This window comes from Streptomyces griseus subsp. griseus (assembly GCF_000720255.1).
Classification (GTDB): domain Bacteria; phylum Actinomycetota; class Actinomycetes; order Streptomycetales; family Streptomycetaceae; genus Streptomyces; species Streptomyces griseus_I.
Map to the genome: position 1 here is coordinate 75,677 of NZ_JOJE01000016.1, position 14,355 is coordinate 90,031.

Annotated in this window: 10 protein-coding genes and 1 pseudogene; 4 read left to right on the top strand and 7 right to left on the bottom strand. The window is 73.6% G+C overall.

Going from position 1 to position 14,355, the window contains the following annotated elements:
* The first annotated feature begins 166 nt into the window (after positions 1 to 166).
* Positions 167 to 1,465 carry a hypothetical protein gene (locus IG99_RS22485; protein ID WP_051865756.1) on the top strand — a complete coding sequence of 433 codons (1,299 nt, stop codon included), beginning with the start codon at positions 167 to 169 and terminating at the stop codon, positions 1,463 to 1,465.
* A 49-nt stretch (positions 1,466 to 1,514) separates the two neighbouring features.
* Here IG99_RS22485 and IG99_RS22490 read toward each other — a convergent pair whose 3' ends face one another.
* Genes IG99_RS22490 through IG99_RS22500 form a run of 3 tightly spaced genes read right to left on the bottom strand, consistent with a single transcriptional unit; the run spans position 1,515 to position 5,166 of the window.
* Positions 1,515 to 3,617 (bottom strand): xanthine dehydrogenase family protein molybdopterin-binding subunit, encoded by a 2,103-nt coding sequence (locus IG99_RS22490; protein WP_037676650.1) that lies wholly within the window; start codon positions 3,615 to 3,617, stop codon positions 1,515 to 1,517.
* Positions 3,618 to 3,640: 23 nt separating this feature from the next.
* Complete coding sequence (locus IG99_RS22495) at positions 3,641 to 4,633, bottom strand: FAD binding domain-containing protein (RefSeq protein WP_037676652.1); 993 nt, start codon at positions 4,631 to 4,633, stop codon at positions 3,641 to 3,643.
* On the bottom strand, positions 4,630 to 5,166 hold the full coding sequence (locus IG99_RS22500) for a 2Fe-2S iron-sulfur cluster-binding protein (protein WP_037676653.1): 537 nt from the start codon (positions 5,164 to 5,166) through the stop codon (positions 4,630 to 4,632). The genes IG99_RS22495 and IG99_RS22500 overlap by 4 nt, the downstream gene beginning before the upstream one ends.
* Before the next feature lie 107 nt (positions 5,167 to 5,273).
* On the opposite strand from IG99_RS22500, the gene IG99_RS22505 reads away from it, so the two are divergent.
* Positions 5,274 to 5,960, top strand: coding sequence for a maleylpyruvate isomerase N-terminal domain-containing protein (locus IG99_RS22505; RefSeq protein ID WP_051865758.1), 687 nt, complete (start codon positions 5,274 to 5,276; stop codon positions 5,958 to 5,960).
* 4 nt (positions 5,961 to 5,964) lie between these two features.
* Here the strand turns inward: IG99_RS22505 and IG99_RS22510 are convergent, their stop codons facing one another.
* On the bottom strand, positions 5,965 to 7,110 hold the full coding sequence (locus IG99_RS22510) for a hypothetical protein (RefSeq protein WP_078947833.1): 1,146 nt from the start codon (positions 7,108 to 7,110) through the stop codon (positions 5,965 to 5,967).
* 326 nt (positions 7,111 to 7,436) lie between these two features.
* Between IG99_RS22510 and IG99_RS22515 the strand changes: the two genes are divergently transcribed.
* Together IG99_RS22515 and IG99_RS22520 are read left to right on the top strand one after the other, a co-directional pair.
* Positions 7,437 to 7,817 carry a PadR family transcriptional regulator gene (locus tag IG99_RS22515; protein WP_037676654.1) on the top strand — a complete coding sequence of 127 codons (381 nt, stop codon included), beginning with the start codon at positions 7,437 to 7,439 and terminating at the stop codon, positions 7,815 to 7,817.
* Positions 7,814 to 8,830 carry a hypothetical protein gene (locus IG99_RS22520; RefSeq protein WP_037676655.1) on the top strand — a complete coding sequence of 339 codons (1,017 nt, stop codon included), beginning with the start codon at positions 7,814 to 7,816 and terminating at the stop codon, positions 8,828 to 8,830. Before IG99_RS22515 ends, IG99_RS22520 begins: the two co-directional genes overlap by 4 nt.
* Positions 8,831 to 8,995: 165 nt before the next feature.
* Here the strand turns inward: IG99_RS22520 and IG99_RS22525 are convergent, their stop codons facing one another.
* From IG99_RS22525 to IG99_RS22535, 3 genes and pseudogenes are all read right to left on the bottom strand, one after another.
* On the bottom strand, positions 8,996 to 10,360 hold the full coding sequence (locus tag IG99_RS22525) for an FAD-dependent oxidoreductase (RefSeq protein ID WP_037676656.1): 1,365 nt from the start codon (positions 10,358 to 10,360) through the stop codon (positions 8,996 to 8,998).
* A gap of 106 nt (positions 10,361 to 10,466) precedes the next feature.
* A complete protein-coding gene (locus IG99_RS22530; RefSeq protein ID WP_078947834.1) occupies positions 10,467 to 13,187 on the bottom strand; it encodes a SpoIIE family protein phosphatase in 2,721 nt (906 codons plus the stop codon).
* A gap of 99 nt (positions 13,188 to 13,286) precedes the next feature.
* Positions 13,287 to 14,276: pseudogene (locus IG99_RS22535) on the bottom strand (GAF domain-containing SpoIIE family protein phosphatase); the annotation flags it as partial.
* Positions 14,277 to 14,355: the final 79 nt, after the last annotated feature.

Consider the following 14,355-nt stretch of genomic DNA (forward strand, 5'->3'; position numbering starts at 1 on the left):
CTGCGGGATACCCGCGTGTGCGTCGCCCACGCCGACAGTGGCCGGTTCTCATCCACGCGGCGCACCCGGGTGGCGAGCCGCCCCCATGAGCGTATTAATGATCAACACATGTCGCGTGCCGCAGGTCGGGGGCAGGAAGCGGCCGCGCCCCGTCCATGGAGCTGACATGACGACCCGCTCTCCCGAATCCGGCCCGAATCCACCCGCCCCGTTCCGGGCCGGGACTGCCGCCCCGCCCGCCGAGCCGTCCGGTCCGGAAGGCACGGGGGCCGCCGAGGCTGCGGCGGCTGTCGAGGCCGTGGTGGCGGGGGAAGCGGTGGTGGCGGGGGAAGCGGGGGAGGCGGCGCAGGCGACGCCGACCGCGCACACCGTGGGGCGGTCCGCTGTCCGAGGTACCGCCGCGGGGGCCGCCCAAAGGGCCGCCCAAAGGGCCGCCCAAGGGGCCGCCCACGGGATCGCCGGACAGGCAGCCGAAGGGTCCGCCGACGGACCCGCCGACGAGACCGCCGAGGAGACCGCCGAGGAGACTCTGCCCGCCGACGGTGATCCGATGGTCGAGCTCGTGCTGGCCGCCGTGGCAGACCGGTCGTTGGAGGAGGTGGCCGAGCTCATCACGCTGCTGGAACAGTCGCCCGAATACACCCGGGCCGCGACCGACGCCCTGCGTACGGCCGGGACGGACCGGTCGGTGGAGGACATCACCCGCCTCGTCGAACTGCTGACCGGGCCACCCCGGTCCGCCGACAGCGCGGACGCGACGGTCCGGGCCGCCGCCGAACACCGGCCGGTGGAGAAGGTGGCACGGCTGATGACGCTGCCGCACGGCATCCCGCTGGAGCGCCACTGCGAGCAGGAGGCGGTGCGTACGGCCGCCACCCGGCGGTCCGCGGAGGAACTCGCGCAGCTGACAGCGCGGCTCGCCGAGGAACGCGGCGGGCCCCCGGCACGGTGGGCGCCGCAGGTGCGGGGCGCCACCGCCGGACCGCCGCCGAGGCCGGGTGGGGGTGCCGCCGGCCGCCGGCTCATCCTGCAGGCGGTGCTCGTAAGGCGTCCGGGTGCCGAGAGCCGGACCACCGCCGGGGCGCCGTCCTGGCCGACCTGGCTCACTGTCGCGGCGCTGGCGCTCTGCGGTGTCGCCCACTTCCCGACCGACCGGGGCGGCGGGTCCCTGCAGGTCTACGGCTTCGCCTTCGGCGCGTCGGTGCTGTGCGTCCTGTTGGCCCTGCTGCTGACCGTCCGGTGCGCGGCCCCGCTGCGCGGCGGAGCGGTGGTGGTCCCGGCGGTGCTGGTCGCGGCGGAGCTGTTCCGGGGCCGGTTGCGGTCGGCAGACCTGTCCCGGGCCCTGCACCTCACCCTGGCACCCCCGTGGCTCGCCACCCTCACCGCCGTCCTCGCCACTCTGACCGCCCTCGCGTTGCTCGCGGCACATCCGGAGGGGGCCAGGGCGGCGGACGGCGGGTCCTGAATCCCCTGGGCCGTCTGGGCCGTCTGGGCCGTCTGGGCCGCCTGGACCGTCATCGTCCGGTTAGACCCGTCAGTATCCGGTCCGGTGTCAGGGGGAGTTCGCGGAAGCGGACGCCGGTGGCGTGGTGGGCGGCGTTGCCGATCGCGGCCGCCGTGCCGACGATGCCGATCTCGCCGATGCCCTTGCTGCCCATGGGGTTGAGGTGCGGGTCGTCCTCGTCGACCCAGTGGGCCTCGATGTCGGGGACGTCGGCGTGCGCGGGGACGTGGTACGACGCCAGGTCCGACTCCGTGAAGTCGCCGAACGCGGCGTCCACGGTGCTGCCCTCGGTGAGGGCCATGCCGAGGCCCATGACCATACCGCCGACGAACTGGGAGCGGGCGGTACGGGCGTTGAGGATCCGCCCGGCGGCGTACACGCCCAGCAGGCGCCGTACCCGCGTCTCCCCGGTGACCGTGTCGACGGCGACCTCGGCGAAGTGCGCCCCGAACGCGTGCCGCGCGTAGGGACTGTCGGCGTCGGCCCGGCCGGCCGTGTCGGCCTCGGTGGCCAGGCCCTGGCCGGGCAGCGGGCCGGAGCGGTCGCCGAGGAGTGCCGCGAGCCGGGTGCACGCCTCGTGCACCGGCCAGCCCCAGGAGGCGGTGCCGGAGGAGCCGCCCGCCAGCGACGCCGCCGGCAGCTCCGTGCTGCCCACCTCGATGCGCACCCGCTCCAGCGGCACCTCCAGGACGTCGGCGGCGATCTGGGCGAGCACGGTACGGGAACCCGTGCCGATGTCGGCCGCGTTGATCCGCACCAGGAAGGTCCCGTCGGGCAGTGCCCGGGCCGAGGCCTTCGAGGGCCACATCATGACGGGATAGGTGGCGGCCGCCACCCCGGTGCCGATCAGCAGGTCCCCCTCGGCCCAGGTGCGCGGGCGCGGATCGCGTCGGTCCCAGTCGAAGCGCCGGGCGCCCTCGCGCAGGCACTCGACGAGATGCCTGCTGCTGAACGGCTTGCCGCTGTCGGGTTCCGTCTCCGGTTCGTTGGCGACGCGCAGGTCGACCGGGTCCATGCCGAGCTCGGCGGCGAGTTCGTCCATCGCCGACTCCAGCGCGTACATGCCGGGTGCCTCGCCCGGGGCGCGCATCCAGGACGGGGTCGGCACATCGAGCGGGACCACGCGGTGGGCCGTACGGCTGCTCGCGGCGGCGTACATGACCCGCGCCGGTGTCGCCGCCTGCTCCACGAACTCCTTGACGTGCGAGGTGTGGGTGGTGACCTCGTGGAGGAGGGACGTGAGCCGGCCGTCCGGGGCGGCGCCGAGGCGCAGCCGGTGCAGGGTGGGGGCACGGTGCCCGACGACGGCCGGCAGAAAGCGACGGGGGAGGGCCACGGTGACGGGCCGTCCGGTCCGCAGCGCCGCCATCACGGCGAGCACGACGTCCGGGCGGGGTGTGCCCTTCGATCCGAAGCCACCGCCCACGTGCTCGGCGTGGACCGTGATCCGCTCCTCGTCCAGCTCGAACAGCTGGGCGAGTACGGCGCGGACCACGCCCGAGCCCTGGCTGGAGGTGTGGACCGTCAGCCGGCCGTCCTCCCAGTGGGCTGTGGTCGTGTGCGGCTCCATGGGGTGGTTGTGCAGCGGGGGTACGCGGTAGCGCACGTCCACGCGGGTCTCGGAGGAGGCGAACGCGGCCTCGGGGTCGCCCTGTTCCCGTACCGCCGGATATCCGCCGTTGGCCTGCTCGGGCACGTACCCGGCCGGGTGTGTCTCGGTGAGGGTGACGTCGTGCTCCTCCGCCGCGTAGGCGACGTGCACGGCGGCCGCCCCGTCGCGGGCGGCCTCCAGGGACTCCGCCACGACCAGCGCGACGAACCAACCCCGGTGCGGCACCCGGGCGTCCTGCAGGACGGCCAGCGTGGCGTCGTCGGACTCGGCGAGCCGTGGGGCGTCGTCGGGCGTCAGCACGGTCACGACGCCTGGTAGGTCCAGTGCGGCCGCGGTGTCGATCCGCGTCACCCGTCCCCGTGCGACGGCCGCCGGGACCGGCCAGGCCTGGAGCCGGCCGGGCGAGGGATGCTCGGCGGCGTAACGAGCGCTGCCCGTGACCTTCAGGCGCCCTTCCCGACGCTCGGCGGGAGCGCCCGGCGCGGTGGCGGGCTCGGGCATGGAGTCCTCCTCGGGATGCCGGTTCAGGCCCTGGCGGATGCCGTGAGGCGGGCCAGGACGTCGAGGGCGAGACCGCGGGCCAGCGGCACCTTGTAGGCGTTGTCCCGCAGGGGCCGCGCGGCGGTCAGTTCCAGGTCGACGGCGTGCTCGAAGGCCGCCACGGTGGGCGCCGCGCCCAGCAGCGCCTCCTCGGCACGCCGCGCCCGCCAGGGCCGGTGGGCCACCCCGCCGAAGGCGAGTCCGGCGTACGCGACCACCCCGTCCGTCACCTCCACCACCGCCGCGACGGACGCGAGGGCGAAGGCGTACGACGCCCGGTCACGGGCCTTGCGGTAGGCGGACGGCAGCCCCGCAGGGCGGGCCGGCAGCACCACGGCCGTGATCAGCTCGCCGGGTTCGATCTCGGTGTCCCGCTCCGGATGGTCGCCCGGCAGCCGGTGGAACCCGGCCGCGGGCACGCTCCGAGTGCCCTCGGGGCCGTGGAGCTCCACCCGCGCGTCGAGGGCGGCCAGCGCGACGGCCATGTCGGAAGGGTGCGTGGCGACGCAGTGGTCCGAGTGCCCGAGCACGGCGTGGTCCCGGTGGACGCCCTCCAGCGCACCGCAACCGCTGCCCGGCTCACGCTTGTTGCACGGCTTGGACAGGTCCTGGAAGTAGGGGCAGCGGGTGCGCTGCAGCAGGTTGCCGCCGGTGGTGGCCGCGTTGCGCAACTGCCCCGAGGCGCCCGCGAGCAGCGCCTGGGACAGCGCCGGGTAGCGGTCGCGGACGAGGGGGTGTGCCGCGAGGTCGCTGTTGCGGACGGTCGCCCCGACGCGCACGGACCCGTCGGGCAGCTCCTCCACCGCGTCCAGCGGCAGGCGGCTGACGTCGATGAGGGCCGCGGGCCGCTCCACCCCGAGCTTCATCAGGTCGACGAGGTTGGTGCCGCCGCCGAGATAGCGTGCGCCCGGGCGGGATGCGTAGGCGTCGGTGGCCTCCTCGACGCTTCCGGGCCGTACGTAGGCGAAGGGTTTCACCGGATCACGTCCTCCACCGCCTCGACGATGCGCGGATAGGCGCCGCAGCGGCACAGGTTGCCGCTGAGCCGCTCCCGGATCTCGTCCCGGTCCAGCGGCACGGGCCGGCCGGACGGCAGGGCGGGATCGGTGACGTGCGAGGGGTGGCCCGCCTCGGCCTCGGCGACCGCGCCGAGCGCGGAGCAGATCTGGCCCGGGGTGCAGTACCCGCACTGGAAGCCGTCCCGTTCGAGGAACGCCCGCTGGAGCGGATGCGGCTCCTCGCCGTCGCCGGCGAGCCCCTCGACCGTCGTGATGTCGCAGCCGTCCAGACAGACGGCGAGGAGCAGACAGCTGTTGACGCGCCGCCCGTCCACCAGGACCGTACAGGCGCCGCACTGCCCGTGGTCGCAGCCCTTCTTGGCGCCCGGCAGGTCGAGGTCGTCGCGCAGGACGTCCAGCAGGACGCGCCGGTGGTCGACGGTCAGCGTGCGCGGTTTGCCGTTGACGCGCAGCGTGACGTCGGAGTGGTGGCCGTGGCTGTGGCTGCCCATGCGGGACGACCTTCCGGGACGGGCGGAGCAGTACCGTGCGGACCGCGTATCCACGCAGCGCCACCTGACACCCGTTCCGGCGCACCAGAGTCCTTAAGCTGGCCGACATGCCCGAAACCCCGAACGTTCCGTCGGATCAGGCTCAGGCACTGCGCGCCGCCTACGAGGCGCTGGCGGAGATCGTCGACCCGCTCGGCGACGAGGAGTCCTGGCAGCCCACCGGATGTACGGGCTGGGCGGTGCGCGATCTCGTCTTCCACCTCGTCGCGGACGCCCAGCGCGCGCTGGTGGCACTGCACACGCCGGCCGCCGGGCCGCCCGACCGGGATGCCGTGAGCTACTGGCAGGACTGGCGGCCCGACCCCGTGGGCGCCGCGAACGGCCGCCGCTACAACCGGGTCGCGGCGAGCATGTTCCTCGACTTCGGCCAACTGAGCGGTCTGTACCTGGAGACCGCGGCGGCCACCGTCCACGCCGCAGCGGGGGCTCGCCCGGACGCCCTCGTCGCCACCCAGGGCCACGTCCTGACCGCCGGCGATCTGATCAGCACGCTCACCGTCGAGGCCGCCGTCCACCACCTCGACCTGGTCATCGGCCTGCCCACCGTGTCGGGCCCGCCGCCGGCCGCCCTGGCGGTGGTACGGGCCACCCTGGACGGCCTGCTCGGCCGCCCGGTACCCGTCAACTGGAGCGACGAGCACTACGCCCGCGCCGGCACGGGCCGCCTGCCGCTGACGGACCGGGAACGCGGGTCTCTGGGGGCGGACGCCGACCGTTTCCCGCTGTTCTGCTGAGGCTCTAGCTCTCGGGTGTCTCCTTGGCCTCGCCGGTTCCGCTCGGGGAGGGGGCGGGGCGCCACTTGAGGCGTTCGAAGGTGCGGGTCAGTTGCTGGAGCGGGGAGGCGGCGGGCTTGCCGTCCGGCGTCGGCGGTGGTGAGTCGGCGGCGCCGCCGGACTCGCGGTAGGCGGCGAGCGCCTCGTTGGCCCGTTCCGCGGCCTCCCGGTAGAGGTCGCGGGACCGCGTCATGGCCTCCAGCGCCTCCGCGTACATGGCGACCAGCCTGCGCTCGCGGGCGAGTTCCTCCTCCAGCGTCAGCAGCCGCCAGTCCTCGCGGAGCGTGGCCAGCGCGTCCTGCGCGCCGTCCGGGAGCGGCTTCGGCAGCCCGGCGAAGCGGCGCACCGCGTCCACCAGCGCGGTCGGCTCCGAGCCGTCCAGGAAGACGGTCCGTACGGTGAGATCGCCGCCGTCGGAGTCGGGCGGGGCCGGGGTGCCCGGCAGGACGGCCGCGCCGCCGCGCGGCACCTCCACACCGGAATCCCGCAGGGCGTAGTTCACGGCGCGCAGCTGGTGCGGGGAGGCACGGTGCTCCACCACGCGGTGGCGCAGCCCCGGCGGCAGGAACGGGGTCAGTGTCCGGCGGCCCACCGCGTCGGGTGTCATCGCCTCGTGGACGACGACGTCGATGTTCCAGCCGTCGCGCTGTGCGGCGCGCAACACGCGCCGCATGTCCTGTTCATCGGTGGGCAGGGGGTTGACGTCCGCGAGGCGCAGCCCGGTGACGGTCTCCCGACCGGGCGCGGCGTCCTGCCCCTCGGGCCAGAACATGGTGTGGGGAGAGGGCCACTGCTGGTCCCACGGCCGCTCCGCCTCCGCCACCAGCGTCCACTCCCGGCCGGTGTCCGGGCCGGTGTCCGGAGCGTCCATGAGCGTCAGCCGGGCGCGTACTGTCACGGTGTCGGCGACCAGCCAGCGCGCCTCGAAGACGCTTCGGCCCCCGGGGCTCTCCTCGTCGGGCAGTTCCTGGCAGTCCTGGAGGACCTGGTCGTCCTTGAGCCGCCGCAGGTGCGGTCTGACGAGGTCCTCCGCGGCGGAATCGGTGTGGCGGCCGCGAGCCAGCCACACCGTGGAGGGGATCGAAGGGCGGGCGCTGGGGGACGTTGACATGAGTCCATCTGTGGGGTGGGAACAGCGTGCGGGTCCCAGTATCGTCACGGCCGCCCCGGCGCGATCAAGTGGGGGGTGTGACCGCCACCGCGCACTCGGGGCGTGCGGCGCGCGTGCGGGGAGCGCGCGGCTCGCACGAGCCGACCACCGTTCACCCGTGTCACGGATCCGGTCCGGCCCGCACAATCGGCTGCGCGGACAGGGTCCGTCCACCATCCGCATCGGGACGGGCCCTGTCCGTCACTCCGCCTTGCCCTCATTCATTTGCCTTGCCTTGTTGAATATATCGGCAGCCGATATATCCTGGTCGTATGGCACCGAGGAACATGACACAGGCGGCGTTCTTCGTTCTGACCGCGCTGGCCGACCAGCCCCGGCATGGTTACGGCATCCTGCGCGAGGTCGAGGAACTGTCCGACGGGGCAGTGCAACTGCGGGTCGGGACGCTGTACGGAGTGCTCGACCGGCTCACGGCGGACGAACTGATCGTGCTGGACCGAGAAGAGGTGCAGCAGGGCCGGCTCAGGCGCTACTACCGCCTCACGGAGGAGGGCACAGAGGCGCTCGCCGCCGAGGCGGAGCGGATGGCGGCCGGCGCCGGCGCGGCCAAGCGGCGGATCGCCGAGGGCCGTCGGGCCTCCGAGGGCAACCGGCCGGCCGGCACCGTACCGCCCACCGCGCCCGGACTCGCCGGAGGTCTCGCATGACCACCCTGCTGGAGGCCCGCTACCGCGCCGTGCTGCGGCTGCTGCCCCCCTACTACCGGCGGGCGCGCGAGGACGAGATGGTCGAGACGTACCTGTGGGACCTCGACCGGGACACCCAGGACCAGAGCCGGCCCACGTGGGGGGAGGTGGCCGGCGTGGTCGCCCTCGCGGTGCGCAGCAGGGTGGGCGCGCCCGGCGCGCCCCATCCGTACGCTCTGCTCGGGTCGGCGGCCCGTCACTTCGCTTTGTTCGCCGTGCTGTTGCAGGCGGCCGCCGCGCTGGTCGACCGCGTCCTGGCGCTGACCTGGTCGTCGACGCGCGGGGCGGCGGAATGGCGGCTGTTCGTCTCGGGATTCACCGGGCACGGGCCGTCGTCCGGCGCCGTCGAGGTCGCCCAGTGGACGCTGCCCCTGCTGTGGACGGTCGCCTACTTCGCGCTGCTGCGTGACCGTCGGCGGCCGGCACGTGTCGCGTCCTGCTTGGCCGCGCTGCCCACCCTCTGGCCGCTCCTCGGCCCCCTCGTCTCCGACTCGCTCCCGCCGGAGCCCGCCTTCGCCACCGCCTCGGCGCTGCTGGCCTGGCTGTCGGTGCTCGCCCTGTCCGTGGCCCACCACCGTGACGCGCCCCCGGCGTCCCTTCCCGCCGGCACGCCCGGGCTGGTCCTGCTGGCCTGCTGCGTGGTGATGGGCGCGTCGGTCGTCCTGCTGCCCGACGGGGTCGACTCCGCGTGGGCGCCCGTCACCTGCTTCCTCGTAGGCGCCCTCGCCTGGCTGATGTGGCCCGCGCGACGTGCCTCCGGCCCTGAGGCGGGACACGCGGGCGGTGCCCTCGCCCTGGCCGCCCTCGGCCTGCTGCTCCTCGCGCTGCGTGTCTGCGCCGTGTACCCGTGGCGCGACGCCGGACTCCCCGCGGTGTTCCTCGGTGGAGCCGTGGGCCAGGCCGCCGTACTGACCCTGCTGACCGCGACGCTGTGTGTGCTGGGCGGCCGTGAACTCACCCGGCGGGACACCTGAGATGACGAGCGGTCGGTGTCGACCGGCGCCGCACGGAGGGCGCGGTCGGCGCGGTCCGCCGCCCTGGACATGACGGGGCCCGGAAAGCATGGTCGGCTTTCCGGGCCCCGGTCGATGCGGGTGCGGCGCGGGAGCGGCAGTGCCGTGCCCCCGCCGCGAAGTCCCCTACGCCCCGCTCGCCTTGAGCATGTCCTCGCGTTCGACGATCTTGACGCGCTCGCGGCCCTGGGGTTCGCCGAGGGCCTTCTCGGCGGCGTCGAGCTTGTACCAGCCCTCCCAGGTGGTGAAGCGGATGTCGCGTTCGGTGAGGAACGCGTCCACGGCCTCGGGGGCAGGGGAGGCGGGCGTCTGGAGACGGCCGTTCGCGTGGTCGTCCAGGAGGTTGGCCACCGTCTCGTTGGCGTCGCCCTTGGTGTGGCCGATGAGGCCGACCGGGCCGCGCCGGATCCAGCCGGTGACGTAGGTGGACTGCAGGTGCTCGCCGGTCTCCTGAAGGACGCGGCCGCCCTCGTCCGGGACCGTGCCGGTCTCGATGTCCCAGGGCAGCTTGGGCAGTTTGTCGGAGAGGTAGCCGACCGCCCGGTAGACCGCGGTGACGTCCCAGTCCTTGAACTCGCCGGTGCCCTTGACGTTGCCGGTGCCGTCGAGGGCGGTGCGCTCGGTGCGCAGGCCGACGACCTTGCCGTCCTCGCCGAGGATCTCGGTGGGCGACTCGAAGAAGTGCAGGAACAGCTTGTGCGGCCGGTCGCCGGCGTCGCGGATCGCCCAGTTCTCCAGGGTCTTGGCGACCATGTCGGCCTGCTTGTTGCCGCGTCGGGTCGCGATCGAGCCCTCGTCGTAGTCGATGTCCTCGGGGTCGACGATGACCTCGATGTTGGGGGAGTGGTCCAGCTCCCGCAGCTCCATCGGGCTGAACTTGGCCTGCGCCGGGCCGCGTCGGCCGAAGACGTGGACCTCCAGCGCCTTGTTGGCCTTCAGGCCGTCGTAGACGTTCGCCGGGATCTCCGTCGGCAGCAGCTCGTCGGCCGTCTTGGCCAGCACGCGCGCCACGTCGAGGGCCACGTTGCCGACACCCAGCACGGCGACCTTCTCGGCCTCCAGCGGCCAGGTGCGCGGCACGTCCGGATGGCCGTCGTACCAGGAGACGAAGTCGGCGGCGCCGTAGGAGCCGTCGAGCTCGATGCCGGGTATGCGCAGCTCACGGTCGGCGGTGGCGCCGGTGGAGAAGATGACCGCGTCGTAGAAGGCGCGCAGGTCGTCCAGACTGATGTCGGTCGGGTAGTCGACGTTGCCGAACAGGCGGATCTGCGGCTTGTCGAGGACCTGGTGCAGCGCCGTGATGATGCCCTTGATCCGGGGGTGGTCGGGGGCGACGCCATAACGGATCAGGCCGAACGGGGCGGGCATGCGCTCGAAGAGGTCGATGGAGACACCGGGGTCGGCGGCCGCCTCGGACTTGAGCAGCGCGTCGGCGGCGTAGATCCCGGCGGGGCCGGCTCCGACGATGGCTACCCGCAGAGGGCGCGACATGTTCAGGTTCCCTTCGAGCGATGAACAGGACGACTCGTCGGGAAGCCTAAATTAAGGCAAGCCTAAGTCGGTACGCGGGTCCGACCTATGGACTCATAAGGCGCTTTTATGAGTCGCGCGCCTCCCGGGGCAGTGGCTGCTCCGCCCAGATGATCTTGCCTGTCGTGGTGTAGCGCGTCCCCCAGCGGTCCGCCAACTGCGCGACGAGGAACAACCCGCGGCCCCCCTCGTCGGTCATCGCGGCGTGACGCAGATGAGGCGAGGTGCTGCTGCCGTCGAAGACCTCGCAGATCAGGCTGCCGTCCCGCAGCACCCGCACCCGCACCGGATCGGCACCGTAGCGGATCGCGTTGGTGACCAGCTCGCTCAGGATCAGCTCCGTCGTGAACGTCAGCTCCTCAAGACCCCACTCCGCCAGCTTCCGCGTCACCGCGGCACGCACCTCGCCCACGGCCGCCGGAACCATCGGCACGTCCCACTCGGCCACCCGGTCGGACCCGAGCGCCCGCGTGCTCGCGACGATCAGCGCCACGTCGTCGCTGGGCCGGGACGGCAGCAGGGCGTCCAGGACCGCCCGGCAGGTGTCCTCCGGCGAGGAACCGCCCGACGCCAGGGCCGAGCGCAGCATCTCGAGACCGGTGTCGATGTCCCGCTCACGGTCCTCCACCAGCCCGTCCGTGTAGAGCACCAGCCGGCTGCCCTCCTCCAGCTCCACGTCGGCCGTCTCGAACGGCAGACCCCCTACGCCGAGCGGAGGCCCGGCCGGGACGTCGAGGAACGACACGCTGCCGTCGGGACGGACCACGGCGGGCGGCGGATGCCCCGCCCGGGCGATGGTGCAGCGCCTCGATACGGGGTCGTACACCGCGTACAGGCAGGTGGCGCCCGTGATGGGCGCGCTGCCGCCCTCGTCCTGCTCGTCCTGGTCGATACGGCCGACCAGCTCGTCGAGGAGCGACAGGAGCTCGTCCGGCGCCAGATCCAGCGCGGAGAAGTTGCTCACCGCCGTCCGCAGCCGCCCCATGGTGGCCGCCGCGTACAGTCCGTGGCCCACCACGTCCCCCACCACCAGCGCCACCCGCGCCCCCGACAGCGGCAGCACGTCGAACCAGTCGCCGCCCACGCCCGCCTGCGCCGGCAGATACCGGTAGCCGATGTCCAGGGCGCTCTGCTCGGGCAGACTGCGCGGCAGCAGACTGCGCTGGAGCGTCACGGCCATGCTGTGCTCGCGGGTGAAGCGGCGCGCGTTGTCGATGGAGACAGCCGCCCGCGCGACCAGCTCCTCCGCCAGCGCCACCTCCTCCGCGTCGAACGCCTCGGGCTTCTCGGACCGCCAGAAGCTGACCACACCCAGGACCAGGGACCCGGCCCGCACCGGCACGGTGATCAGCGAGTGGATGCCGTACTCCACCACCTGCGCGGAACGCTCCAGGTCCTGGGCCTGCCAGCCGGCGGCCTGGCTCAGGTGCAGCTCGGTCACCGGCCCGCCGCTCTCCAGGCTGCGCGCCTGCGGCGACGACGCCACGAACCGCAGCCTCTCGCCCGCCGGATACAGGGGAGCGTCCTTGCGGATGCCGTCCAGCGCGGTACGCCGCAGCCCGGCACCCGGCTCCGGCTCCTCACCGGCGAGCACCGCGTCGTACAGGTCCACGGCGACGAAGTCCGCGAAGCGCGGCACGGACAGGTCCGTCAGCTCCTCGGCGGTCCGGGTCACGTCCAGGCTGGTGCCGACGCGCGCACCGGCGTCGTAGAGCAGATCGAGGCGCTCCCGGGCCGCCTCCGCCCGGCCCGACAGGGCGCGCAGCTCCGTGGAGTCGCGGAGCGTGGCGACGCTGCCGGACGGGCCTCCGCGCAGGGTCGTGGGCCGCTGGTTGACCGCGAGGAGCCGGTCGGCCACGAGATGCACCTCGTCGGTGGCGACCCGTGCCGAGGCGAGCAGCTCGGCGATCGCGGGGTCGAGACCGAGGTCCCCTACCCCGCGTCCCTCCGCGTCGTCGGGCAGATGCAGCAGCCGGCGCGCCTCGTCGTTGGCGAGGAGCAGACCGCCCTCGGCGTCGACGATGATCACCCCTTCCCGCACCGAGTGCAGCACCGCGTCGTGGTGCTCGTACATGCGGGTCATCTCGTGCGGTCCGAGGCCGTGGGTCTGCCGCATCAGCCGCCTGCTCACCAGCGCCGTTCCCGCCGTGGACAGGGCGACCGCCACACCGGCGGCCAACAGCAGCAGCGGCAGCTGGCGGTCGAGGGTGCCGCCCACGCGCGCCGTCGTGATGCCGGCCGACACCAGACCGACGACCTTCCCGTCCGCATCCTTGACCGGCACGACCGCCTGGACGAGTCGGCCTATGGTCCCGTTGATCTCCTCGGTCACGGTCCCGCCGGCCTGGGCAGGTGCGAGATTGCCGACGAACTTCTTGCCGATGCGGTCCGGCTTGGGATGGGTGTACCGGATCCCGTCGGGGTCCATGACGACGATGAAGTCGACCTTCGCCGCCTGGCGGGCGGCCTCGGCGCTCGGTTGCAGGACGGCCGTAGGATCCGGGCTGCTCAGCGCCTCGCGGGTGCCGGGCGCGTTCGCGAACGTCTCGGCGACGGCGAGGGAGCGGTTGCGCGCCTCCACCCTGCTGTCGTGCCGTACCTGGAGCACCAGCGCCACGACCGCGGCCACGACGAGCAGCAGGACGATGACGACCTGAAGGAAGAACACCTGTCCGGCGACGCTGCGCCCGCTCAGCGACCCGCGGCCGCGGGCATGGGGGCGCGCGGCATGCGGGGGGCTGGGAAGACGGGTCGGCCGAGACCCGGGTCGACCCGTTATCCGGACCATGTGCCCATGTCTACACTGCCACGCGGAATGAGGCGAGGGGCGTCACACAGGGTCACACTTTGTTCTCCGACCCTCCCTATATGGCCGGTTGGCCGCTCCTCAGCCGTCGGACGGTGCCGCGGTGGGGCGGGTGGCCAGCAGCAGCGCGATGTCGTCCGGGCGGTCCACGGCGTGCCGGGCCGCCGTCGTGAGCCGGTCGGCGACCCCGTCCAGGAAGCGACCGTCCGAGCGGCCCTCGTCGCCACCGGCCCGGGACAGGGCCGTCCGCAGCGCGGCGATGCCGTCGTCGATGTCCGCGCCGGGCCGCTCCACGAGACCGTCGGTGTACAGGGCCAGGATCGCGCCGGGCTCCAGGTGCAGCTCGGTCACCGGGTAGCGGGCGTGCGGATCCACACCGAGGACGACACCGCCCGGGATGTCCACGAGCTCCGTCTGCCCGTCCGGTCGCCGCAGCAGGGGCGGCGGGTGACCCGCCCGGGCGGCCCGGGCCAGGCCGGCGAGGGGGTCGAGGCGCACGTAACAGCAGCTGGCGAACTGACCGGGGTCCAGGTCGATCAGCAGGTGGTTCGTCCCCCTCATCACCTCGTCCGGCGGATGGTCGCCCACCGCGAAAGCCCTGACCGCGCTGCGCAGCTGTCCCATGGTCGCGGCCGCCTGCACACCGTGCCCCTGGACGTCCCCGATGACCAGGGCCAGGGACCCGCCGGTCTCCACCACGTCGTACCAGTCGCCGCCCACCTCCATGCCCTGCGTGCCCGGCAGATAGCGGCCGGCGGTCTTCACCCGCGGGTGCGCCGACAGCCGGTGCGGGAGGAGCGCCTGTTGCAGGCCACGCGCGAGGGCCGCCTCGGTCTCGTAGCGCTGCGCCTTCTCCAAGGCGTGGGCGATCAGCCCGGCCACGGCGGTGAGCACGGTGCGCTCCTGGGTGCTGAAGCCGCGGGGGCGTTCGAAGCCGAGGATGCAGGTGCCGACCGGGCGCCCGGAGGCGATCAGGGGCAGGAACGCGCGGGCCCCCACGGTCGCGTCGAGGGGGATGTCGGGGTAGGCGGTCTGCGGCTGGCGCATCGAGTCGAAGAACATGGCCCTACCTCATCCGTGCGCCGCCGGGTGGGCGACACAGCAAGAATGCGCCACCGGGACCCGGCCGCGCACCGGGAGAACCACCTGG

Coding starts and splice junctions, on each gene's coding strand:
- IG99_RS22485 (WP_051865756.1), top strand. CDS start 167: ATGACGACCCGCTCTCCCGAATCCGGCCCGAATCCACCCGCCCCGTTC.
- IG99_RS22490 (WP_037676650.1), bottom strand. CDS start 3,617: ATGCCCGAGCCCGCCACCGCGCCGGGCGCTCCCGCCGAGCGTCGGGAA.
- IG99_RS22500 (WP_037676653.1), bottom strand. CDS start 5,166: ATGGGCAGCCACAGCCACGGCCACCACTCCGACGTCACGCTGCGCGTC.
- IG99_RS22505 (WP_051865758.1), top strand. CDS start 5,274: ATGCCCGAAACCCCGAACGTTCCGTCGGATCAGGCTCAGGCACTGCGC.
- IG99_RS22510 (WP_078947833.1), bottom strand. CDS start 7,110: ATGTCAACGTCCCCCAGCGCCCGCCCTTCGATCCCCTCCACGGTGTGG.
- IG99_RS22515 (WP_037676654.1), top strand. CDS start 7,437: ATGACACAGGCGGCGTTCTTCGTTCTGACCGCGCTGGCCGACCAGCCC.
- IG99_RS22520 (WP_037676655.1), top strand. CDS start 7,814: ATGACCACCCTGCTGGAGGCCCGCTACCGCGCCGTGCTGCGGCTGCTG.
- IG99_RS22525 (WP_037676656.1), bottom strand. CDS start 10,360: ATGTCGCGCCCTCTGCGGGTAGCCATCGTCGGAGCCGGCCCCGCCGGG.
- IG99_RS22530 (WP_078947834.1), bottom strand. CDS start 13,187: ATGGTCCGGATAACGGGTCGACCCGGGTCTCGGCCGACCCGTCTTCCC.